Annotated in this window: 21 protein-coding genes and 1 pseudogene; 8 read left to right on the top strand and 14 right to left on the bottom strand. The window is 74.6% G+C overall.

Annotation, left to right across the window (positions count from 1 at the left end; translation table 11 throughout):
- Positions 1–1,110 (bottom strand): succinyl-diaminopimelate desuccinylase, encoded by a 1,110-nt coding sequence (dapE, locus tag H488_RS27640; protein ID WP_017833408.1) that lies wholly within the window; start codon positions 1,108–1,110, stop codon positions 1–3.
- Between the two features lie 51 nt (positions 1,111–1,161).
- Here dapE and dapD point away from each other — a divergent pair, with 51 nt between their 5' ends.
- The 3 genes from dapD (at position 1,162) to galE (ending at position 4,242) form a co-directional block, all read left to right on the top strand.
- Positions 1,162–2,127, top strand: coding sequence for a 2,3,4,5-tetrahydropyridine-2,6-dicarboxylate N-succinyltransferase (dapD, locus tag H488_RS27635; RefSeq protein WP_031282996.1), 966 nt, complete (start codon positions 1,162–1,164; stop codon positions 2,125–2,127).
- A gap of 133 nt (positions 2,128–2,260) precedes the next feature.
- A complete protein-coding gene (locus H488_RS27630) occupies positions 2,261–3,184 on the top strand; it encodes a hypothetical protein (RefSeq protein WP_017833406.1) in 924 nt (307 codons plus the stop codon).
- 35 nt (positions 3,185–3,219) lie between these two features.
- On the top strand, positions 3,220–4,242 hold the full coding sequence (gene galE, locus H488_RS27625) for a UDP-glucose 4-epimerase GalE (protein ID WP_017833405.1): 1,023 nt from the start codon (positions 3,220–3,222) through the stop codon (positions 4,240–4,242).
- A gap of 21 nt (positions 4,243–4,263) precedes the next feature.
- Here galE and H488_RS27620 read toward each other — a convergent pair whose 3' ends face one another.
- The 4 genes from H488_RS27620 to fdxA all read right to left on the bottom strand — a co-directional run bounded on the left by H488_RS27620 (position 4,264) and on the right by fdxA (position 7,667).
- Complete coding sequence (locus tag H488_RS27620) at positions 4,264–4,629, bottom strand: A1S_2505 family phage non-structural protein (protein ID WP_017833404.1); 366 nt, start codon at positions 4,627–4,629, stop codon at positions 4,264–4,266.
- A 100-nt stretch (positions 4,630–4,729) separates the two neighbouring features.
- Positions 4,730–6,028, bottom strand: coding sequence for a citrate synthase (locus H488_RS27615; protein WP_017833403.1), 1,299 nt, complete (start codon positions 6,026–6,028; stop codon positions 4,730–4,732).
- Positions 6,029–6,192: 164 nt separating this feature from the next.
- Positions 6,193–7,338 carry a succinyldiaminopimelate transaminase gene (gene dapC, locus H488_RS27610; protein WP_017833402.1) on the bottom strand — a complete coding sequence of 382 codons (1,146 nt, stop codon included), beginning with the start codon at positions 7,336–7,338 and terminating at the stop codon, positions 6,193–6,195.
- Positions 7,335–7,667, bottom strand: coding sequence for a ferredoxin (gene fdxA / locus H488_RS27605; RefSeq protein WP_017833401.1), 333 nt, complete (start codon positions 7,665–7,667; stop codon positions 7,335–7,337). Before fdxA ends, dapC begins: the two co-directional genes overlap by 4 nt.
- Positions 7,668–7,738: 71 nt before the next feature.
- Between fdxA and H488_RS27600 the strand changes: the two genes are divergently transcribed.
- Positions 7,739–8,029: a putative acetyltransferase gene (locus H488_RS27600; RefSeq protein ID WP_229588650.1), complete on the top strand. Its 291-nt coding sequence runs from the start codon at positions 7,739–7,741 to the stop codon at positions 8,027–8,029.
- Between the two features lie 35 nt (positions 8,030–8,064).
- Here H488_RS27600 and H488_RS27595 read toward each other — a convergent pair whose 3' ends face one another.
- From H488_RS27595 to H488_RS27570, 6 genes are all read right to left on the bottom strand, one after another.
- A complete protein-coding gene (locus H488_RS27595) occupies positions 8,065–9,420 on the bottom strand; it encodes a PIG-L family deacetylase (RefSeq protein ID WP_017833399.1) in 1,356 nt (451 codons plus the stop codon).
- 37 nt (positions 9,421–9,457) lie between these two features.
- Positions 9,458–11,371, bottom strand: a complete 1,914-nt coding sequence (gene typA, locus H488_RS27590) for a translational GTPase TypA (RefSeq protein WP_017833398.1) — start codon at positions 11,369–11,371, stop codon at positions 9,458–9,460.
- Between the two features lie 274 nt (positions 11,372–11,645).
- Positions 11,646–12,068 carry a glutaredoxin domain-containing protein gene (locus H488_RS37955; protein ID WP_229588697.1) on the bottom strand — a complete coding sequence of 141 codons (423 nt, stop codon included), beginning with the start codon at positions 12,066–12,068 and terminating at the stop codon, positions 11,646–11,648.
- A complete protein-coding gene (locus H488_RS27580) occupies positions 12,065–12,763 on the bottom strand; it encodes a maleylpyruvate isomerase family mycothiol-dependent enzyme (RefSeq protein ID WP_017833396.1) in 699 nt (232 codons plus the stop codon). The genes H488_RS37955 and H488_RS27580 overlap by 4 nt, the downstream gene beginning before the upstream one ends.
- 75 nt (positions 12,764–12,838) lie before the next feature.
- Positions 12,839–13,945, bottom strand: coding sequence for a winged helix DNA-binding domain-containing protein (locus H488_RS27575; RefSeq protein WP_017833395.1), 1,107 nt, complete (start codon positions 13,943–13,945; stop codon positions 12,839–12,841).
- On the bottom strand, positions 13,942–15,333 hold the full coding sequence (locus H488_RS27570; RefSeq protein WP_017833394.1) for an MFS transporter: 1,392 nt from the start codon (positions 15,331–15,333) through the stop codon (positions 13,942–13,944). Before H488_RS27570 ends, H488_RS27575 begins: the two co-directional genes overlap by 4 nt.
- A 124-nt stretch (positions 15,334–15,457) precedes the next feature.
- On the opposite strand from H488_RS27570, the gene H488_RS27565 reads away from it, so the two are divergent.
- Positions 15,458–17,041, top strand: a complete 1,584-nt coding sequence (locus H488_RS27565; RefSeq protein WP_017833393.1) for a cation:proton antiporter family protein — start codon at positions 15,458–15,460, stop codon at positions 17,039–17,041.
- 30 nt (positions 17,042–17,071) lie between these two features.
- Here the strand turns inward: H488_RS27565 and H488_RS27560 are convergent, their stop codons facing one another.
- On the bottom strand, positions 17,072–19,390 hold the full coding sequence (locus tag H488_RS27560) for a cation-translocating P-type ATPase (RefSeq protein WP_017833392.1): 2,319 nt from the start codon (positions 19,388–19,390) through the stop codon (positions 17,072–17,074).
- A 59-nt stretch (positions 19,391–19,449) separates the two neighbouring features.
- On the opposite strand from H488_RS27560, the gene H488_RS37650 reads away from it, so the two are divergent.
- Entirely contained in the window at positions 19,450–19,665 is a 216-nt protein-coding gene (locus tag H488_RS37650) for a hypothetical protein (RefSeq protein WP_017833391.1), read from the top strand.
- Positions 19,666–19,694: 29 nt separating this feature from the next.
- Here the strand turns inward: H488_RS37650 and H488_RS37950 are convergent.
- A pseudogene (locus tag H488_RS37950) lies at positions 19,695–19,799 on the bottom strand (cation-transporting P-type ATPase); the annotation flags it as partial.
- A 145-nt stretch (positions 19,800–19,944) separates the two neighbouring features.
- Between H488_RS37950 and H488_RS27555 the strand changes: the two are divergent.
- Positions 19,945–20,697 carry a YoaK family protein gene (locus tag H488_RS27555; protein WP_017833390.1) on the top strand — a complete coding sequence of 251 codons (753 nt, stop codon included), beginning with the start codon at positions 19,945–19,947 and terminating at the stop codon, positions 20,695–20,697.
- A gap of 22 nt (positions 20,698–20,719) precedes the next feature.
- Here H488_RS27555 and H488_RS27550 read toward each other — a convergent pair whose 3' ends face one another.
- Positions 20,720–21,607: an aminoglycoside phosphotransferase family protein gene (locus tag H488_RS27550; protein WP_017833389.1), complete on the bottom strand. Its 888-nt coding sequence runs from the start codon at positions 21,605–21,607 to the stop codon at positions 20,720–20,722.
- Between the two features lie 89 nt (positions 21,608–21,696).
- Here H488_RS27550 and zupT point away from each other — a divergent pair, with 89 nt between their 5' ends.
- A complete protein-coding gene (gene zupT / locus H488_RS27545) occupies positions 21,697–22,482 on the top strand; it encodes a zinc transporter ZupT (protein WP_017833388.1) in 786 nt (261 codons plus the stop codon).
- The last annotated feature ends 21 nt before the right edge of the window (positions 22,483–22,503 follow it).

The raw sequence follows: 22,503 nt of genomic DNA, 5'->3' as shown, positions 1-22,503 counted from the left end.
TCAGGCCGTGAGCCACGCGGCCAGGGCCCGGCAGCACTCCCGGACCGCGTCGGCACTCACGTGCTCGTCGTCCGTGTGGGCCAGCAGGGCGTCGCCGGGGCCGAAGTTCACGGCGGGCACGCCCATCTGCGAGAAGCGGGCCACGTCCGTCCAGCCGTACTTGGGCTTGGGCTCCTGGCCCACCGCGGCCACGAACGCGGCGGCCGCGGGACGGTCCAGGCCGGGGCGCGCCGCCGGGGAGAGGTCCGTGAGCTCGATCTCGTAGCCGGCGAACACCTCCCGCACGTGCGCCACGGCGTCCTCGGGGCTCTTGTCCGGGGCGAAGCGGTAGTTGATCTCCACGTGGGCGGTGTCCGGGACCACGTTGCCGGCCACGCCGCCGCCGATCCGGATCGCGTTGAGCCCCTCGCGGTACTCGAGCCCCTCCACCGCCACGGTCCGCGGCTCGTAGGCCGCCAGACGGGCGAGGACGTCGGCCTGCTTGTGGATCGCGTTCTCCCCGATCCAGGACCGCCCCGAGTGGGCGGCACGGCCGGTGGTGGTGATGCGGAAGCGCATCGTGCCGTTGCACCCGCCCTCCACGGTCCCGTCGGTGGGCTCGAGCAGCACCGCGAAGTCCGCCTCGAGCAGCTCGGGGGCGTGGCGCTGGAGCCGGCCCAGCCCGCTCGCGTCGGCGTCGACCTCCTCGTGGTCGTAGAAGACGTAGGTGATGTCCCGGTTCGGCGCCGTCAGGGCCGCGGCCAGGACGAGCTGGACGGCCACGCCGCCCTTCATGTCGGTGGCACCCCGGCCGTAGAGCACCCGGTCGCCGTCGGCCCCCGTCCACGTGGCGGGCACGGTCCCCCGGGCGCCGGGCGCGGTCGGCAGGGGCACGGTGTCGAGGTGGCCGGCGAGCACCACCCGCTCGGCGCGGCCGAGGTCGGTGCGCGCCACCACGGCGTCCCCGTCCCGGTGCACGGTGAGGTGCGGGAGCCGGCGCAGCGCGGCCTCGACGGCGTCGGCCAGGGGACCCTCCGAGCCCGAGACGGACGCGATGTCGATGAGGGCGGCCGTCAGGTCGGCGGGGTCCGCGGCGAGGTCCAGCTCCGGTGCGATCATGGCTGCCAGCATAACGGGGAGGCCGCAGCCGCCCGTCGGCCCCGTCCCGGCGTCCCCCGTAGGATGGAGGCCATGACTTCTTCCACCTCTCGTCCCGCCTCCGGACTCGGCCTGGCCACCGTCGTGGCCTCGGGCCCCAAGGAGGGCACCGTCCTCGACGTCTGGTACCCCGCCCCGTCCCTCTCCGACGCGGTCGACACCTCCCTCGACGCGGACCTGCGGCTCGCGGCCACCGCCGACCCCGACCGCAACGTCCGCAGCGAGATCGTCGAGACCTCGATCGACCTCGACGCCGCGCCCGCCGACGCCGCGGACGCCTACCTGCGCCTGCACCTGCTCTCCCACCGCCTCGTGCGCCCCAACACCCTGAACCTCGACGGCGTGTTCGGCCTGCTCGCCAACGTCGCCTGGACGGACCGCGGGCCCGTGCTCGCCGAGGAGCTGACCTTCGCGCTGCTCCGGATGAAGGCCTCCGGCGGGCACGTGACCGTGCACAGCGTGGACAAGTTCCCGCGAATGGTGGACTACGTGGTCCCCGCGGGCGTGCGGATCGGCGACGCCAGCCGGATCCGGCTCGGCGCCCACCTCGCCGAGGGCACCACGGTGATGCACGAGGGCTTCGTCAACTTCAACGCCGGCACCCTGGGCCAGTCCATGGTCGAGGGCAGGATCAGCGCCGGCGTGGTCGTGGGCGACGCCACGGACGTGGGCGGCGGCGCCTCCATCATGGGCACCCTCTCCGGCGGCGGCAAGGAGCGGATCACCGTGGGCGAGCGCGTGCTGCTCGGCGCCAACTCCGGTGTCGGCATCTCCCTCGGCGACGACTGCGTGGTAGAGGCCGGCCTCTACGTCACCGCCGGCACCCGGGTGAGCGTGCACTCCGACGGCGAGCGGTCCACGGCCAAGGCCTCGGAGCTCTCGGGCCTGTCCAACCTGCTGTTCCGCCGCAACTCCCTCACCGGCGCCGTCGAGGTGCTGCCCCGCGCCGGCGGGACCGTGGAGCTCAACGCGGCGCTGCACGCCAACTGAGCGCGTCGGGCCCCGCCCCGCCGCCCGACGCCGCGCAGGACGGGCCCGCCCCGCCCTGCGCGGCGTCGCCCGTCCACCCGTCCCTGCCCGCCCGTCGCCCCCCGCCCGTCCTCCCGTCCGCCCAGGAGCGCCCGTGTCCTCCCCCGTCCCCGGCCGCCGCAGCAGGTCGCTGCGGCTGCCGCTGTTCGTGCTCCTGCTCGTCGGCGCCGTGCTCGCGGCGGGGGTCCTCGTGGCCGTGGAGCTGCGCGCGGGGCGGCCCTCTGCCGGGGAGCCCCGGTGCGTGGTCGCGAGCACGGACGGGGACGGGCAGCGGCAGCGGCACGCCCTGTCCGCGGAGCAGTCCGCCAACGCCGCCCTGATCACCGCGGAGTCCGTGGCGCGCGGCACCGACCCGTACGCGGCGGTCGTGGCCCTGGCGACCGCGATGCAGGAGTCGCAGCTGGTCAACATCGACTACGGGGACCGGGACTCCGTGGGGCTGTTCCAGCAGCGCCCCTCCCAGGGCTGGGGCACGGTCGAGCAGATCATGGACCCGGCCCACGCCACGGCCGCCTTCTACGACGGCCTCGCCGAGCTCGACTACCGGACGATGTCCGTCACCGACGCCGCGCAGGCGGTCCAGCGCTCCGGGCACCCCGAGGCGTACGCGCGGCACGAGGGCCTCGCCCGGGCCTTCGCCGGCAGCCTGACCGGCGCCACGGAGGGCTCGCTCAACTGCGTGCTCCACGACCCCGAGCACCCCGGGGACCCGCGCCGGGCGGCCGACGCCCTCCGCGACGCGTTCCGCACGGCGGTGCCCGCCCCGCGCACGGACGGCGACCGGGTGGTCGTGCCGGCGCCCGGGGAGCCGGCGGGCTGGGCCGCGGCGCACTGGGCGGTCGCGCAGGCGGACGCGCTGGGCGTCGCCGAGGTGTCCTTCGACGGGCGCAGCTGGGTCCGGGCGGACCAGCGCACCGCCCGCTTCGCGCCCGCCCCGGGGTGGGTGGACGCCGCCGAGGCGCACCCGGAGGGCGCTCCCCCGCCCGACGACGTCGTGGTGGTCCTCGCGAGCCGCTGACGGGACCGCCGCGGCCCGGCCGATACGCTGGGGCCATGAAGATTCTCGTCACCGGGGGAACCGGCTACATCGGCTCGCACACCGTCCTCGCCCTGCTGGGGGCCGGGCACGACGTCGTCGTGATGGACAACCTCGCGAACTCCTCGCGGACCTCGCTGGAGCGGGTCGAGGAGCTCGCGGGACGCGCCGTCGAGGCGTTCGCGGAGGTCGACCTCCTCGACCCCGCGGGACTCGACGCCCTGTTCGCGGAGCACCGCCCGGAGGCCGTGATCCACTTCGCCGGGCTCAAGGCCGTCGGCGAGTCGGCCGAGTTGCCCCTGTGGTACTACCGCACCAACGTGGCCGGCACCCTCAACCTGCTGGACGCCATGGGGGCCCACGGCTGCCGGTCCATCGTGTTCTCCTCCTCGGCCACGGTCTACGGCGCCCCCGAGGAGATGCCGCTGACCGAGAAGCAGCCCATGGACGCGCAGAACCCGTACGGGCGGACCAAGGAGCACATCGAGGACATGCTCGTGGACCTCGCCGCGTCGGACCCGTCCTGGAACGTCGCCCTGCTGCGCTACTTCAACCCGGTGGGCGCCCACGAGTCCGGGCGGATCGGCGAGGACCCCTCGGGCGTGCCGAACAACCTGCTGCCGTTCATCGCCCAGGTGGCCGTGGGCCGGCGCGAGAAGCTGAAGGTGTACGGCGCCGACTACCCGACCGCCGACGGGACGGGCGTGCGCGACTACATCCACGTGGTGGACCTCGCCGACGGGCACCTCAGGGCCCTGGACCACATCACCGAGCACGGCGGGGTGCGCACCTGGAACCTGGGCACGGGCAAGGGCTACTCGGTGCTCGAGGTGCACGCCGCCTTCGAGCGGGCCTCCGGGCGCAGCATCCCCTACGAGATCACGGACCGGCGGCCCGGCGACGCCGCGGTGTCCTACGCCGATCCGTCGACGGCCCTGGCCGAGCTGGGCTGGTCCGCCGACCGGGACCTCGACACGATGTGCCGGGACCACTGGAACTGGCAGCGGAGCAACCCCGAGGGCTACGCCGCGGGCGCCTGAGCGCCGGTCCGGCCCCGGGGCTCACCAGCCCCGGGGCCGGACCACGTTCGGCGGGGCGTCGGCGAACAGGGCGGCCACCCGCCGCTCGTCGTGGCCGGCGATGCCCGTGCCCACCCGGGTGAGCCAGAACGTCAGCTCGGGGTGCTCCCGGGCGAAGGCCACGAACGCCGCCGCCTCCCGCTCGAGCTCCGGGAGCCCGCTCATGCTGTCGATCGCGTACGAGCGCCCCTGCAGGCCGTGCCCCCGGCCCGGGACGGCGCCGAAGCGCTCGACGGCCGTGCGCGCCGCGCCCGCGAGGTGGGCGCCCCGGGCGTTGGAGCCGAAGACGAAGACGTCGTCCGGGCCGAGCTCGGTGATCCGGTCCGGGGTGTGCCGCTGCTCGCTCATGCGACCACGCTACCGGGGCGGGCGCCGGCGCGGAACGGCGGACGCCGGGCCCGCGCCCCGCGAAGGGGACGGGCCCGGCGTCCGCCGGTGCCGGGACTGCTCAGCGCTGCGGGTAGTGCCGCTCGCCCTCGCCCACGTAGAGCTGGCGCGGGCGGCCGATCTTGGTCTCCGGGTCCTCGATCATCTCCCGCCACTGGGCGATCCAGCCGGGTAGCCGGCCGATCGCGAAGAGGACGGTGAACATCTTCTCGGGGAAGCCCATCGCCTTGTAGATGAGGCCCGTGTAGAAGTCGACGTTCGGGTAGAGCTTGCGCTCCACGAAGTAGTCGTCGGCGAGGGCCTTCTCCTCGAGCCGCATGGCGATCTCGAGCTGCTGGTCGTTGCCGCCCAGCTTCTCGAGGATCTCGTGGGCGTAGTCCTTGACGATGCGGGCCCGGGGGTCGTAGTTCTTGTAGACCCGGTGGCCGAAGCCCATGAGCCGGGCGCCGGACTCCTTGTTCTTGACCTGCTCCATGAAGTCCTCGGGCGTCACGCCCTGCGTCTCGATCCGGTTGAGCATCGCGAGCACGGCCTCGTTCGCGCCGCCGTGCAGCGGGCCGTAGAGGGCGTTGATGCCCGCGGAGACCGAGGCGAACATGTTGGCGTGGGAGGAGCCCACGAGCCGGACGGTGGAGGTGGAGCAGTTCTGCTCGTGGTCCGCGTGCAGCATCAGCAGCACGTCCAGGGCCTTCGCCATGGCCGGGTCGATCTCGTAGTCCTCGGCGGGCACGCCGAAGCACATGCGCAGGAAGTTCTCCGTGTAGCTGAGGTCGTTCTGCGGGTAGAGCATCGGCTCGCCCTTGGACTTCTTGTAGGCGTAGGCGGCCAGGGTGGGCACCTTCGCGAGCAGCCGGATGGTGGAGATCTCCACCTGCTCCTGGTCGAACGGGTCGAGGGAGTCCCCGTAGAACGTGGACAGCGCCGAGACGGCCGAGGACAGCACGGGCATCGGGTGGGCGTTGCGCGGGAACCCGTTGAAGAAGCTCTTGAGGTCCTCGTGGACCATGGTGTGCCGGCGGATCCGGGTGTCGAAGTCCTCGAGCTCGGACGGCGAGGGCAGCTCGCCGTAGATGAGCAGGTAGGCGGTCTCGATGAAGCTGGAGTGCTGGGCGAGCTCCTCGATCGGGTAGCCCCGGTACCGGAGGATGCCGTTGTTGCCGTCGATGTAGGTGATGGCGGAGCGCGCGTTCGCCGTGTTCATGAACCCGGGGTCGAAGGCGACGTTGCCGGTCTCCTTGAGCATGTTCGTGATCGCGTAGCCGCGGTTGCCCTCGGTGGCGTCCTGGAGGGGCAGCTCGAGGGGGCTTCCGTTCCCGTAGTCGAGCCGGGCCGTCCCGGTCTTCTGTGCAGACTCAGTCATGTTCGTCCTCCGCGAGTGGATGTCGGTGTCCGGTGCCCGTGGTCGCCGCGCCGGGCGCCACCGTCGGCGCAGCACGGCCGTGTCCCGGGACACAGCGATCGTCAGGGTCCAACCTACCTGCTCCGTCCGCGCCGCGACCAATCCCGGCGGCGCCGGGGACCGTGTCAGGCGCGGCCGAGCCGCTCCACGGCGGCGTCGATGCGCTCGTCGGTGGCGGTCAGGGCGAGACGCACGTACCCCTCGCCGGCCGTGCCGTAGAACACCCCCGGGCCCACCACGACGCCCCGCTCCGCGAAGCGCTGCACCGTGGTCCAGGTGTCCTCCCCCGCCGTGCACCACAGGTAGAGCCCGGCCTCGGAGTGCTCGACCCGCAGCCCGAAGGCCTCGGCCGCGGGGACGAGCCGCTCGCGGCGGGACCGGTAGAGCGCCTTCTGGGCGGTGACGTGGGCGTCGTCGCCCAGGGCGGCCCGCATGGCCTCCTGGATCGGGGCGGGCACGATCATCCCGGCGTGCTTGCGGGAGTTGACGAGGCTCGCCATGAGCCGGGGGTCGCCGGCGAGGAACGCGGCCCGGTAGCCGGCGGCGTTGGACTGCTTCGACAGGGAGTACGCGGACAGCAGCAGGGAGTGGTCCCCGCCGCTGACCCGGGGGTCGAGCACCGACGGGACCGGGGCGCCGCCCTGCTGGACGTCCCAGGCGCCCCAGCCGAGCTCGGCGTAGCACTCGTCGGAGGCGACCACGGCCCCGAGGGCGCGGGCCTGGTCGACCACCCGCCGCAGCGACGCCGCGTCCCGGACGATGCCGGTGGGGTTGGCGGGCGAGTTCAGCCACACCATGCGCACGCGGGAGCGCACGTCGTCGTCGAGCTCGTCGAGGTCGTCCGCGGCCACGGCCTCGGCGCCCGCCAGCTGGGCCCCGATGTCGTAGGTCGGGTAGGCGACCGTGGGCCGCACGACGACGTCGCCGGGGCGCAGGCCGAGCAGCAGCGGCAGCCAGGCGACCAGCTCCTTGGAGCCGACCGTGGGCATGACCGCGGCGGGGTCCAGGCCGGTCACGCCGCGGCGCCGCGCGTACCAGGCGACGACGGCCTCGCGCAGGGCGGGGGTGCCGTGGGTGGTCGGGTAGCCGTGGGCGTCGGCGGCGGCGGCCAGCGCGTCCTGGACGACCAGGGGCGTGGGGTCCACGGGCGTGCCGATGGACAGGTCCACGACCCCACCGGGGTGCTCCGCGGCGACAGCCCGGTACGGGGCCATCGTGTCCCACGGGTAGTCGGGCAGGGCGAGGCCGAAGGAACGGTCCCCCTGCGTCACAGGGCGACGTCCTGGTTCTGCGGGGGCAGCGCCGCGATCATGGGGTGGTCCGTGTGCGTGTTGCCGAGCTTCGCGGCGCCACCGGGCGAGCCGAGGTCGTCGAAGAACTCGACGTTCGCCTTGTAGTAGTCGGCCCACTCCTCGGGGGTGTCGTCCTCGTAGTAGATGGCCTCGACGGGGCACACCGGTTCGCACGCACCGCAGTCCACGCACTCGTCGGGGTGGATGTAGAGCGAGCGCTCCCCCTCGTAGATGCAGTCGACGGGGCACTCCTCGACGCAGGCCTTGTCCTTCACGTCGACACAGGGCTGGGCGATGACGTAGGTCACGGCGGTTCGAACCTTTCTCCTGGGATTGCTTCGACCAGTCTAGCCACGGTGCCCTGGCTAGGATGACAGCCATGGAGCATCCGACATCCGGCTCAACATCGCCGTCCGGGACGTCATCTTCGGCGCTGGGCCTGCTCACCGGCCTGCCGGCTGGTACGCGCGTGAGCGTGCGCTACGCCCTGCCGGCCGACGACGCCTCCGGGCTGCCGCTCACCGACGCGCTGGGCGAGCTGCTGGCCGCCGACGAGGAGTCCGTCACGGTGCGGACCCGCCGGGGGGACGTGCTGATCGGCGCCGGCGGGATCCGGGCCGCCCGGGTGGTCCCGCCCGCGCCGCCGCGGCGCCGGCCCCGGGGGGCCTGAGCACCGGGCTCCGCCCAGGCGGGCGCCGGGGGGGCTCAGCCCGCGCCGGTCCTGCGCCGCCGGGCGCGCAGCCACCGGGCCGTGACGAGCACGGACAGCAGGGTCGTCGCGAAGACCAGCCCGAACCAGGCCAGCCCCAGGATCCCCACGGGCGTGCCGGGGTCAGTCACGACGATCACGGAACCGTCCCCGCCGTAGGCGAAGAGCCAGGAGACGAGGTAGCCGGTCAGCCCCGGCACGGCGGCGGCCCACACGCGGCGGGTCGCGGTGCCGACCCACAGGGACACGCTGAGCAGCAGGGCGGTCGCGAAGAGCAGCCCCCACGGGAGCCACCACCCGGCGGGCGCGTACCAGACGGCGCTGTGCAGCACCGTGGCCACGGACGCCGCCACGGCCCCGGCCGCGACGGACGTCACGAGGGCCGAGAGCACGGATGCCCGGGCGCGACCGGGCGTCTCCTCCTCCGCGGCGACCGCGTCCGGGTCCCCGGCGAGCAGCCGGTAGGTCTCGAGGGCGCTGAAGGGCTGCCACACCCCGTTCGAGAGGGCGAAGCGCGAGCCGTCCCCGGAGAGCACCAGCTGGGTGGCGTGGGCGGCCATGGCGGCCCGCTTGCGCCCGGCGGAGCCGTGCACCGCGGCCTGCGGCCGCGGGTCCTCGGACCGCGCCTCGCCCTCGACGGCCCACACGAGGGGGGTGTGCCAGGGGTCGACGGGCTCCCCGTCGGCGTCCGCGCCCGGACGGGCGGCCAGCTCGGCGCCGCGCACCGCGACGGCGGAGGTGCGGACGTGGTCGGGGTGGCCGTAGCCGCCGTCGTCGTCGTAGGTGACGAGCACGTGCGGGCGCACGGCCCGGACCGCCGCGGCGACGTGGGCGGCGGCCTCGTCGGCCGCGGCCGCGGTGAGGCTGTGCGGCGAGGAGTCCTCGGCGGGGGCGGCCCGCCCGTCCGGGCCCCAGGACATGCCGGAGTCGTGGTAGTGGCCCGTGCCGCCGGCGAAGCCCACGGCGGGGTCCAGGGCGGGGGGCTCCCCCGCGAAGAAGCGCTCGGCCACGCCCAGGCGGGCCGCGGCGGCGTCGAGCTCGCCGACCCGGTGGCGGCCCAGGGCCGTGCCGTCGTCGGTGCACCCCTGCCGGCCGACCTCGAGGGCGTGCAGCGGCTCGGGGATGACCTCGCCGCGCTCGCCGCGGGTCATGGTGAGCAGCACGACCCGCGCGCCGAGCTCCGCGTAGCGGCCCATGGTGGCGCCGGTGGCGATGGACTCGTCGTCGGGGTGGGCGTGCACGAACAGGAGCCGGGCGTCCTCCGGGCGCAGGCCCGGGGGCAGCAGCCCCGGCAGGGCGTCCTCGCGCACGAGGACGCCCTGCTCGGGGTAGTACGGGACGGGCTGGGTCACGGCCGGGCCTGCTGCGCGGTGCTGCTGCGGTCCGGGGTCAGGCGCGGGCCCGGGCCCGGTGCGCCTTCATCCGCTCGTTGGCGTCGAGGATCACCTTGCGGATGCGGATGGCGTCCGGGGTGACCTCCACGCACTCGTCCTCGCGGGCGAACTCGAGGGACTCCTCGAGGGTCAGCTTGCGCGGGGGCGTGAGGTTCTCGAAGGTGTCGGAGGAGGCCGCACGCATGTTGGTGAGCTTCTTCTCCTTCGTGATGTTCACGTCCATGTCGTCGGCACGGGAGTTCTCGCCCACGATCATGCCCTGGTAGACCTCGGAGGTGGGCTCCACGAAGAAGGACCCGCGCTCCTGCAGGTTGATCATGGCGAACGGGGTGACCACGCCGGCGCGGTCGGCGATCATCGAGCCGTTGGTGCGGTACTCGATGTCCCCGGCCCACGGCTCGTAGCCGTCGGCGTAGGAGGACGCGATGCCGGCGCCGCGGGTCTCGGTGAGGAACCGGGTGCGGAAGCCGATCAGCCCGCGGGCGGGGACCTTGAACTCCATCCGCACCCAGCCGGTGCCGTGGTTGGCCATGGCCTCCATGCGGCCCTTGCGCCCGGCCATCAGCTGGGTCACGGCGCCGAGGAACTCGTCGGGGACGTCGATCGTCATGTGCTCGTAGGGCTCGTGCACCTTGCCGTCGACGGTCTTGGTCACGACCTGGGGCTTGCCCGCGGTCAGCTCGAAGCCCTCGCGGCGCATCTGCTCCACCAGGATCGCCAGGGCCAGCTCGCCGCGGCCCTGGACCTCCCAGGCGTCGGGGCGCTGGGTGGGGAGCACCTTGAGCGAGACGTTGCCGACGAGCTCCTTGTCGAGGCGGTCCTTGACCTGGCGGGCGGTGACCTTGGTGCCCTTGGTGCGGCCGGCCAGCGGGGAGGTGTTGATGCCGATGGTCATGGAGATCGCGGGGTCGTCCACCGTGATCAGGGGCAGCGGCTGCGGGTTCTCCGGGTCGGTGAGGGTCTCGCCGATGGTGATGTCCTCGATCCCGGCCACGGCCACGATCTCGCCGGGGCCGGCGGAGTCGGCCGGGACGCGGTCCAGGCCCTTGGTGGCCAGCAGCTCGGAGATCCGCACGTTCTTGAGCTCGCCGTTGGCGCGCGCCCAGGCCACGGTCTGGCCCTTCTTGAGGGTGCCGTTGAAGATGCGCAGCAGGGCGAGACGGCCCAGGAACGGGGAGGCGTCCAGGTTGGTCACGTGCGCCTGGAGCACGCCCTCGGGGTCGTAGGAGGGCGCGGGGACGTGCTTGATGATGGTCGCGAACAGCGGCTCGAGGTCCTCGTTGTCCGGCAGGCCGCCGTTCTCGGGCTGCGTCAGGGAGGCCCGGCCGTCACGGCCCGCGGCGTAGACCACGGGCACGTCCAGGACGGCGTCCAGGTCCAGGTCCGGCTCGTCCTCGGAGATGTCCGAGGCCAGGCCCAGCAGCAGGTCCATGGACTCGTGCACGACCTCCTCGATCCGGGCGTCCGGGCGGTCGACCTTGTTGACCACGAGGATCACGGGGAGCTTGGCCTCGAGGGCCTTGCGCAGCACGAAGCGGGTCTGCGGCAGCGGGCCCTCGGAGGCGTCCACGAGCAGCACGACGCCGTCGACCATGGACAGGCCGCGCTCGACCTCGCCGCCGAAGTCGGCGTGGCCGGGGGTGTCGATGACGTTGATGGTGATGGTCTCCCCCTCGGCGGAGGGACCGTCGTAGAACACCGTGGTGTTCTTGGCGAGGATCGTGATCCCCTTCTCGCGCTCCAGGTCACCGGAGTCCATCACGCGCTCCTCGACCTCACCGTGGGCGGAGAACGCGTGCGTCTGCTGGAGCATCGCGTCCACGATGGTGGTCTTGCCGTGGTCGACGTGGGCCACGATGGCCACGTTGCGGAGGTCGGCGCGCTGGGCGGTGGTGGAGGTGACAGGCATACGCGTGGGTCTCTCTTCGGGTGGAGATGCGGGGGGAGGTGCAGCCCTCCCGATGGGTGCGGCCGGGGCGCCGCCGCGCACCCGGAGGGACCCGGGCGGGAGCGCCCGCTCAGCGGGCCGTAGACCATTCTACCCCGCGGCGCCGCCCCGGCGGCACCCCGGGCGGCTGTGACCCCGCCGACTCCCCCCGTCCGCCCGTCCGGCGCGGCGCCTCGTCCCCGTCCCGGGGCGGGCGCCGATCCGTCCGGGGACGTGGAGCGCGCCGGGGGTCCGGTCAGGCCCGGTGCTCCAGCGCCGCCCGGACCGTGGCGGGGGAAGGGTTCGTGTGCGGGACGCCGTCGACGACGACGGTCGGCACCGTCGCGTCGCCCCCGTTGACCGAGCGCACGTAGGCGGCGGCGTCCGGGTCCGCCCAGATGTCCACCCAGCGGGCGCGCCTGGCGCGGGAGCCCAGGGACGCACGCAGGCGCAGGCAGTAACCGCAGCCGGGGCGGTAGTAGACGGTCACCGCGTCCGGGGCGGCGCCCCGGCGCGGGAAGACCAGCGGGGAGCACAGCGCGACGGCCACGGCGCCGGCGAGCACGGCGATCGTCGCCTCGCCGAGCTCGCCGCGCCCGAGCCGGACGGCGGCGGCGGCGCCGGTCGCGAGCACGACGAGCGCCGCGAGCCACCAGCTGCGCACGGGGCGTCCGGTCACCAGGAGGGCAGCACCGGCAGCGGGCCGTCGGCCTCGACGTTCTCGCCGTCGCCGCGGGCCAGCCACTCGAGCAGGCCCTCCCGGTCGGACTCGACGCGCAGGGCGCCGTCGCCGATCACCCACTCGTCGCGCTCCTCCGTCACCAGCGTCATGCCGGGGGCGCCCTTGGCGCGCATGGTGCGCACGGCGGCCTCGAGGGCGTTGAGCAGCGAGTCGGGGTCGGCCTCCTCGATGGTCCAGGCGGTGTCGAGGTCGTGGTGGTGGACGACGACCTCGGCGATGCGCAGCGCCACGATCGAGGTAGCGGGGATCACCTTGCCGTGCAGGTGCACCTCCTCGACCGCGAGCTCACCGGTCAGCCGCTGGGCCTGCTCGGCGAAGTAGGCGGCCGACTCGCGCGCCTTCTCGACCAGCTCCTGGCGGGGCAGGGCGGCCAGCTCGGCGATGTCCTGGTTCCGGGCCTCCATCGAGGCGTAGGGGGCCTGCTCCTGCCCGGTCACGGCCCAGTCGACGAGCTTGACGAGGGCGCGCCCGTTGGAGGCGAGGTGGGCGACGACGTCGGCGCGGCGCCATCCCTCGCACAGCGAGGGGGCGGCCAGCTCGTCGTCGGACAGGGACGCGGTGGTGGCCAGGAACATCTCGGTCTCGCGGCCGAGGCGGGAGAGGTCCGAGTGCAGGCGGGCGGGGTTGATCATGGCCTCACCCTATCGAGCGCCGGGTGAGCCGGACCACCTCCCGGGCCCCCGGACCCATACCGGCTTCGTCTCGGCTCAGAGCGCCGGCAGCCGCGCGAAGGCCCGCTCGGCGGCCGTGCGGCGGGCCGCCGAGAGCTCCTCGAACGGGTCGAGCACGAGCTCGGCTCCACCGGCGCGGCGCACGCGCCCCCAGGTCCCCACGATCCGCCCGCCCGCCACGAGGGTGGGCTTGAAGACCCCGTTGCCGCCGGGGACGATCCGCGCCGCGTGGGCCGGGGCCAGCACGTGGGAGCGGTCCCCGTAGCCCAGGACGTACTCGTCGAAGGGCGGCAGCAGGAAGACCCCGGCGGCGCGGCGCCCGCCGGGTGCGGGGCCCTCGAGCACCTCGGTGGCGCACCACAGCTCGCGGCCGGCGCGGTCGTGCACCGCCACGACACCGTCGGCCCCCGCCAGCGCGGCGCGCACCGCGGAGCGCGGCAGGGCCGCCCACCGGGCGGCGTCCGCGACGGAGGCCGGGCCGTGGCCGCGCAGGTACCGGCGCACCCAGCGGGCGACGACGGGCGGGGTGCCGCCGGCGGCCGCCCCGGGCACGGCCGCCTCCTCCCCCGCGGCGGGGACCCAGTCCGCGACGGGCACCACGAGCTGGTCCCGGCCGTCCGCCGTCAGCGGGCCCAGGCACAGGGTCGCGTCCAGGTGCAGGGCGAGCATCAGGTGGTAGGCCCGGCCAGGCTCGCCCAGCAGCCCGGCCTCCTCCCACGCGGCGTGCAGGCGTTCACGGGGCTGCGGGCCGTGGCGCAGCGCGGCGAGGGCGCTCTCCCGGGCCGCGTCGAGCCGCTCGTCGATGCCCAGGGCCCGGCGCCGGGCGGACGTCGAGGCGACGGTGCGGGGACCCAGGACCGCCAGCCACGCGCGCAGGTCCTCGGCGGGCACCAGGTGCAGGGTCCCGCGCATGGGCCACGTGCGCACGATCCGGCCGTCGTCGAAGGCCTGCCGCAGGCCGTCGGACCCGCCGGCCCGCCGCAGGGCGACCGACACCAGGGCGCCGGGCAGGTCCTGGGCCTGGACGGCCCCGAGGGCGCGCACCACGTCCTCGGGCGCCACGTCCTCCGGGCGCACGAGCCCGTGGGCCGCGAGCCGGGCGAGGCCGATCTCGCGGTCCGTCAGGACGGCCGGGGAGCTCACTGCAGGGCCCGTCCCCGCTGCTCGGGCAGGGCGAACGCGGAGAGGGCGGCCACGAGGAAGGCGGCGCCGAAGACGGCGAAGACGGTGACGACGTCGTAGCGCTCCCCGCCGAGCGCGAGCAGCGCCGGCACGGCCAGCGGGGCGAGGATCGAGGCGACGCGGCCGAACGCCGCCGCCGCCCCGGTCCCCGTCCCGCGCAGCGCGGTGGGGTAGAGCTCGGGGCCGATCGCGTACAGGGCCCCCCACGCGCCCAGGTTGAAGAAGGACAGCGCCATGCCGGAGCCGATCACCTGCCACGGGAGCACGATGCTGCCCATCGAGACGATGCCGAAGAGCAGGGCGCTCACCGCGGAGCCCCCGAGGAACACGGCCAGCGTGATCCGGCGGCCCCAGACCTCGATGAGCCAGGCGGCCGCGGCGTAGCCGGGCAGCTGGGCGAGCGTGATGACCAGGACGTAGCCGAAGGAGGTCGTCAGCGTGAGGCCCTGCTGGAGCAGCAGGGTGGGCAGCCAGGTGAACGCCCCGTAGTAGGCGAAGTTGATGCAGAACCAGACGGTCCACAGCGCCGCCGTGCGCCGCCGCAGGGTCGGGGCCCAGATCCCGCTCGCGTCCTCCGCCGGGCGCGGACCGTGCGCCTCGGCCGCCCGGGCCTGCTCGGGGGTCTCGGCCCGGGAGCGGCCCAGCGGCCGCGCCCGCTCGAACCGGCGCACCGCGGCCTCGGCCTCGTCCGTCCGGCCCCGGTGCTCGAGGAAGCGCACGGATTCCGGCAGGGCCCGGCGCACCACCACGGCGTAGAGGGCCGGCACGAGCCCGACGACGAGCGCCCAGCGCCAGCCGTCCGGGGAGGACGGCACCACGAAGTAGCCCACGAGGGCGGCGAGGATCCAGCCGACGGCCCAGAAGGACTCGAGGACCACCACCACGCGGCCGCGGATCCGCCGGGGCGCGTACTCGGAGACGAGGGTGGAGGCGACGGGCAGCTCGGCGCCGAGGCCGAGGCCCACCACGAACCGCAGGACCACCAGCGCGGCGAGGGACCCGACGAGCGCGGACGCGCCCGTGGCCGTGCCGTAGACCAGCAGGGTCAGCGCGAAGACCTGGCGCCGGCCGAGCCGGTCGGCCAGCAGCCCGCCGAGGCTGGCGCCCACGGCCATCCCCACGAAGCCGATCGAGGCGAGCAGGGACAGCTCCCCGGAGCCCAGGCCCCACTCCTGGGCGAGCGCGGCCATCACGAACGAGATCAGGCCCACGTCCATGGCGTCCAGGGCCCAGCCGACGCCGGAGCCGACGAGGAGCTTCCGGTGCTCGGTGGTGAACGGCAGCCGGTCCAGCCGCTGGGAGCGCGTCGGGGCGGACGCGGCGGCGCCGGGCCGCTGGCTCTCGTGCATGCTCCGGTCCTTCCCTCGCTGCGCTGTGCTGCGACCACTGTAGGCGCTCGGGGCCGCGCCGGTCCCCGGGGGCGCCCGCCCTAGACTGGAGGGACCACACCACCGGCCGGCGAGGGAGCTGACTGTGTCCACGGTTGCCATCTATCTCGTCGTCGCCTTCGGGGCCGGTGCCCTGGCCGTCCTCGCGCGGCTGCCGCCCCTGATCGGGTTCCTCGCGGCCGGCTTCGTGCTCAACGGCCTGGGCGTGGAGCGGCTCCCTGCCCTCGACCAGCTGGCCGACGTCGGCGTGACCCTCATGCTGTTCGGCATCGGTCTCAAGCTCGACGCCCGGTCGCTGCTGCGCCGGGAGGTCTGGGGGACGGCCGGGATCCACCTGGTCCTGAGCACGGCGCTCGGGGCGGGGCTCCTGGGCCTGCTGATGCTGGTGGGGCTGCAGCTGCCGGGCGAGAACCTCCGCGCGCTGCTGCTGGCCGGGTTCGCCCTGTCCTTCTCGAGCACGGTCCTGGTGTTCAAGGTCCTCGAGGAGCGCAGCGAGACAACGTTGCTCTACGGGCGCGTGGCGATCGGCATCCTCATCATCCAGGACGTCGCCGCCGTCGCGTTCATCACCGTCACCAGCGAGCACCCGCCGAGCCCGTGGGCCCTGGCCCTGGTGCTGCTGCTGCCGGCGGCGTGGGTGTTCCGCCGGATCTGGGACGGCATCGGCCACGGGGAGCTGCAGGCCCTGTTCGGCGTCGCCATGGCCCTGGTGCCCGGCTACATCGCCTTCTCGGCCGTGGGCCTGAAGGGGGACCTCGGGGCGCTGCTCGTCGGCATGCTCCTGGCCTCGCACGCCAACGCGGGCGAGCTGTCCCGCACCCTGTTCACGCTCAAGGACCTCCTGCTGGTCGCGTTCTTCGTCTCGATCGGCTTCCACGGGATGCCGACCCTCGAGATGCTCGCCATGAGCGTGCTGCTCCTGGGCCTCCTGCCAATCCAGGCGATGCTGTTCGTGCTGCTGCTGTGGATGTTCGGGCTGCGCCGCCGCACGTCGCTGCGGACGGGCCTCGCGCTGGGCAACCACTCGGAGTTCGCCCTCATCGTGGGGGCCATCGGCGTCTCGGCCGGGATGTTCGACGGCGACTGGCTGGTGATGCTCTCCGTGGCGGTCGCCCTGAGCTTCGTGGTCTCGGCCCTGGTCAACCGGCGCGGCTCCTCCCTGACCAGCACTCTCGCCCGGCGGCTCCCGGAGCACCCGGACGACCGGCTGCACCCGGAGGACCGTCCCATCGACATCAGCCACGCCACGGTGCTCGTGCTCGGCATGGGCCGGGTGGGGCAGGCGGCCTACCGGGAGCTCTCCGAGGAGCACGGCTTCTCCGTGGTGGGCATCGAGAACGCCACGGACCGCGTGGAGCGGCTGCGGGCGCAGGGGATCGACGTCCAGGAGGCCGACGCGACCGACCAGGAGTTCTGGGAGCGGGTGATCGCGACCGGCCACGTGCAGGTCGCCGTGCTGGCGATGCCCTTCCACGGCTCCAACCTCGTGGCCCTCCAGCAGCTGAGCGCCACGGGCTTCGACGGGGTCGTGGCCGCCGTGGCGCAGTACGACGACGAGGTGCAGGAGCTGCGCGGGCACGGGGTCCGGACGGTCTTCAACCTCTACAGCGGCGCCGGCATCGCCCTGGCCGCCGAGACCGTCGAGGCCCTCGGCCGCCGGCCCGACTGACCGCGCCGGTGCCGGCGGGCACCGGCCCCGTCAGCCCCGGCGCGCCAGGGCCCGGCGGACGAGCTTGCGCAGCTCCTCGACCCACAGGACGAGCGACGCCATGCCCACCGCGACGGCCCAGTGGGCGAGGTCCAGCGGTGCGGTGCCGAAGGCGACCTGGAGGACCGGGACGTGCACCACGAGCACCTGCAGGGCGGCGGCGAGGGCCAGGGCACCCCACAGCCAGGGGTTGACGAACAGCCGGTGGAAGGCGCTCGCGAGCTCGGAGCGGGAGTTCAGGGCGTTGAACAGCTGGGCGAGCACGAGCGCGGTGAACCCGGCGGTGCGGGCCACGTCGACGGAGTCCTGGCCGGGCACCAGCCCCCCGGGGAGGAAGATGTCGATGGTCAGCAGGGTCGAGGCGCCCATCACCAGGCCGAGCAGCGCGATCCGCCCCCACATCGGCGCGTCGAGGATCCGTTCGTCGGGCCGCCGCGGCGGGTGGGCCATGACGTCGTCGATCTCGGGGTCCACGCCCATGGCCAGGGCCGGACCGGAGTCGGTGACGAGGTTGATCCACAGGATCTGGGTGGCCAGCAGCGGCACGGCGATCGCGCCGCCGGCCGCGTCCGTCAGCCCCAGGGCGCCGGCGAGGAGCACGCCGAAGAACACGGTGGCCACCTCCCCCAGGTTCGAGGACAGCAGGTAGCGCAGGAACTTCGTGATGTTCTCGAAGATGACCCGGCCCTGCCGGATCGCCACCACGATGGTGGCGAAGTCGTCGTCGCCGAGGATCATCCGCCCGGCCTCCTTGGTGACCTCCGTGCCCGTGATGCCCATGGCCACGCCGATGTCGGCGGCCTTGAGGGCCGGCGCGTCGTTGACGCCGTCCCCGGTCATGGCGACGACGTGGCCCTGGGCCTGCAGGGCGTCGACGATCCGCAGCTTGTGGCCCGGGGCCACCCGGGCGAAGACCGAGACGTCCCGCACGGCGTCGAGGAAGCCCTCCCCGGTGAGCCCGTCCAGCTGCGCCCCGGTGAGCGCGGGCGAGCCCGGGGGCACGATCCCCAGGTCCGCGGCGATCCGGGCGGCCGTCACCGGATGGTCGCCGGTGATCATGATCGTGCACACCCCGGCGGCCCGGGCCTGCGCCACGGCCGCCGCGGCCTCCTCCCGCGGCGGGTCGAGGACGCCCACCACGCCGAGCCAGACCAGGTCCCGCTCCGCCGCCTCCCCGAGCTCCGCGGCCTCGCGCTCCCGGACCCGCCGGCCGGCGACCGCCAGGGTGCGGAACGCCTGCCCGGACAGCTCCTCGACGGCCGCGGCGGCGTCCCGGCGTCGCGCGGCGTCGAACGGCTCGACGGCGTCCCCGACGCGCACCCCGGTGCAGCGGTCCATGAGGACGTCCGGGGCGCCCTTGGTGAACAGGTACCGGTGCCCGGAGTCCGTCTCGATCTCGAGGGTGGACATCATCCGGCGCTCGGAGGTGAACGGCATCTCCTGGGCCCGGGAGAAGTCGTCCGCCCGGTCGGCGGCGCCGTAGAGCTTGTGCACGGCGGTGAGGAACGCCGCCTCGGTGGGGTCGCCGTGCACGGTCCACACGCCGGCGGCCTCGTTGAGCTGGGCGTTGTTGGCGCGCGCGCCGCCCACCAGCACGCCCCGCGCCTCCTGCAGGACCTGCGCGGCGGGCGCGCCCCCGGTCACGACCCTGGCCTCGCCCTCCGGGGAGTACCCCGTGCCCGAGAGCTCCACCGTGCCGGACGGGGTCACGAGCACCTTGAGGGTCATCTCGTTGCGGGTGAGCGTGCCGGTCTTGTCGGAGCAGATCACCGTGGCCGCGCCGAGGGTCTCCACGGAGTGCAGGTCCTTGACCACGGCCTGTCGGCGGGCCATCGCCCGCACCCCGATGGCCAGGACCAGGGACAGGATCGCGGGCAGGCCCTCCGGGACGGCCGCGACCGCGAGGGAGACGCCCAGCAGCAGGACCGTCACCAGGTCCTGCACGCCGCGCACCCCGCTGACCAGGACGACCGTGGCCATGACCACCACGGCGACGCCGACCACGATGAGGCCCAGCGACCGGGACACGGCCGTGATCTCGCGCTGCAGCGGCGAGGGCTCGGCCTCCGTGCGCTCCAGCATCTCGGCGATCGCGCCCACCTGGGTGTCCATGCCCGTGGCCACGACCACCGCGCGGCCCACCCCCGAGACCACGGCCGTGCCCTTGTAGACCATGTTCCGCCGGTCCCCGAGCGGGGCCGGGGCGGGCAGCACGGCCGGGTCCTTGAGCTCCGCCTCCGACTCCCCGGTCAGGGACGCCTCCTGCACGCGCAGGGACGCGGCGGAGAGCAGGCGGGCGTCCGCACCCACCGCCGTCCCCCTCGGCGAGGGCCAGGACGTCGCCGGGCACCAGCTGGGCCGAGGGGAGCGTGGTCAGGCGCCCGTCCCGCACCACGGTGGAGTTCGCCGCCGTCAGCACGGCCAGCGCCGCGACCGCGTCCTCGGCCCGGCCCTCCTGGAGGCGGCCCAGCACCGCGTTGGCCACCACGATCACGGCGATGACCACCGCGTCCACCGGCACCCCGCGGGCGCCCTCCGCGACCCAGGCGACCACGGACACGGCGATCGCGGTCAGGAGCAGGTAGATCAGCGGGTCCTGGAACTGGGCGAGGACCTTGCGCCACCGCGGCACCCGCGGGGCGGTGCGCAGCTCGTTGGGCCCGTACCGGGCCAGCCGGGCCCCGGCCTGCTCCGCGCTCAGCCCGAGGGCGGGCTCCACGTCCAGCTCGGCGAGGAGCTCGCCCGCCGTGCGGAGGGACGGGTCCTGGCGCACGCGCTCGGTGGCCACGCCCCCATTCTCGTCCCGCCGGTGGCGCTGCGGGCCCCGTGACGCCGCCCGGCGGTCCCCGGACTAGGCTCGCGGCATGAGGGCCCGGATCGACCGCTACCTGCTCAACGTTGCGGGACCCCGCCGCACGCCCGCTCTCAACCGGCACCTCGCCTACCTGCTCGCCCTGGTGGCGGGGGTGCTCAACTCCGTGGGCTTCGTGGCCGTGGCCGTGTACACCTCCCACATGACGGGGCTCACCGCGATGGTCGCCGACCACCTCGTGCTGGGCGACCTGCGGCTCGTGGCGGTCGGCGTCCTGGCCGTCCTCGCCTTCACGGCCGGGGCCGCGTGCTGCGCGCTGATGTTCAACTGGGCGCGGCGCCGCGGGCTGCACAGCCGCTACGCCAACGTCCTGCTGCTCGAGGGCCTGCTCATGCTCGTCTTCGGGCTGCTGGCCGAGAGCCTGACCTGGGCGCACCGGGACCTGCTGTTCGTCCCGGTGCTCGCGTTCACCATGGGCCTGCAGAACGCGGTGATCACCAAGATCTCGGGCGCCCAGATCCGCACCACCCACGTGACGGGCATGGTCACGGACATCGGCATCGAGCTCGGCAAGTTCCTCTACCGCAACCGGCTCGCGGACGCGGACCCCGTGACCGGCGACGCCGGGAAGCTCCGGCTGCTGGCCGCGCTCGTGGGGCTGTTCTTCGCCGGCGGGGTGCTCGGCGCCCTGGGCTACCTGGCCGCGGGCTTCCCGGTCCTCGTGCCCACCGCGCTCACCCTGCTCGTGGCGGCGTGGCGCCCGCTCGCCGCGGACCTGGGCTTCCGCCGCTCCCCCACCTCCTGAGCCCGGGCGCGAGGACGGCTCCTCAGGCGCCCCGCTGCACGGCCTTGCACAGCTGGACCAGCCGGCTGACCTCGCGGTGCGGGGCGCCGGTGGGGCGGCGCGCCTCGTCCCGGGCCGCCACGGCGCACCGGACGAGCGTCCAGGCCCGGAGGCGCTCCTCGTCGGCCCCCGCCGCCAGGGCGAGGGCCTCCATCCGGTCCGCCAGGGCCGCGGCCAGGGCCCCGCCGTGCCCGGCCTCCTCCGTGCGGTGCCACAGGGCGGGGACCAGCGCGAACTCCGGGGTGCCGACCATCGCGTCGGCGCCGACGGCCAGCCACGGGGCGCGCGGCGACGCGCGGACCGCCCCGTGGTGCAGGTCCTGGTGCACGAGCGCCGCGTCCAGCTCGTCGCGCCGGAGCCGCTCGAGGCTCCTGACGGCCTGGAGCCGGAAGCGCCGCGGGAACCGGGCGTCCAGGTCCACGGCCCCCTCCAGCTCCGCCTGCCACCGCCGGGCCGTCTCCGACAGGCGCGGGAACGGGGGCCGCGGCGGCCGGGCGAGGACCCGGGTCAGCTCGCCGAGCACGCGGCATGCCTCGAGCACCGGCAGCTCGTGCAGGTCCCGGTCGGCGGTGCGCTCGAGCAGCAGCGCCCGGTCCGCCGGCTCCGCCCGGAGCAGCCGCACGGCCCCGCGCCCGGCCCACACGCGCAGGGCCAGGTGCTCGTGCTCGGCGCCGGGCCGCGGCGGGGAGAGCCGCAGCAGGGCCGGCTCCCCGGCGCGGGTGCGCACCGGCAGGACCAGGGCCCCGCCGTCGTCCCGCGCCCGCCCGTCGGGGACCAGCTCCCACGCGGCGGTGTACCGGTCGGCGAGCCCGGCGGGGACACCGGCCGGGCGGCCGCCGGCACCCGGGGCACGCGCGGAGGAGGTCGTCACCGGACCATTCTGGCGCACCGCCGGGGCGCACCCGCCGTTCGCTAGACTGCGAGCGCCCACCCCCGCCCAGGAACGGAGCCGACCCGGTCGTGAACGAGCTGCTCTTCGCCTTCGGCCTGACGCTGTTCGCGGGGCTGGCCACGGGTGTGGGCGCGTTCCTGGCCCTGGTCACCCGGCGCACCGATGCCAAGTTCCTCGCGGTGAGCCTCGGCTTCTCGGCCGGGGTGATGATCTACGTGTCCATGATCGAGATCTTCGTCAAGGCCCAGGTGGCCCTGGTCGCGGAGCTCGGGGAGCGCTCGGGGGCGTGGGCCACCGCCGGCGGGTTCTTCGCGGGGATCCTGCTGATCGCGGTGATCGACCGGCTGGTGCCCACGCGCGTCAACCCCCACGAGTACCCGCACGACGACGCCGGGCGGCAGCGCCGGCTCCTGCGGATGGGGACGATGACCGCGGTGGCCATCGCGATCCACAACTTCCCGGAGGGCTTCGCGACCTTCGTGGCCGCGATGCAGGAGCCGTCCGTGGCGATCCCGGTGGTCGTGGCCATCGCGCTGCACAACATCCCGGAGGGGATCTCCGTGGCGGTGCCCATCCACCACGCCACGGGCAGCCGCCGGAGGGCGTTCCGCTGGGCGTTCCTCTCGGGTCTTGCGGAGCCCGTCGGCGGGGTGCTCGGCTACCTCGTCCTGCTCCCCTTCCTCGACGACGTCCTCTTCGGCGTCGTGTTCGCGGGCGTGGCCGGGATCATGGTCTTCATCTCCCTGGACAAGCTGCTGCCCACGGCCCAGGAGTACGGCGAGCACCACCTGTCGGTCTACGGGCTGGTCGCCGGGATGGCGGTCATGGCCGTGAGCCTGCTGCTGTTCGTCTGACGCGGACGCGGCGCCCGTGAC

Origin of the sequence: Kocuria sp. UCD-OTCP (assembly GCF_000349605.1) — a bacterium.
GTDB lineage: Bacteria > Actinomycetota > Actinomycetes > Actinomycetales > Micrococcaceae > Kocuria > Kocuria rosea.
This window is presented reverse-complemented; position numbering and strand designations above follow the sequence as displayed.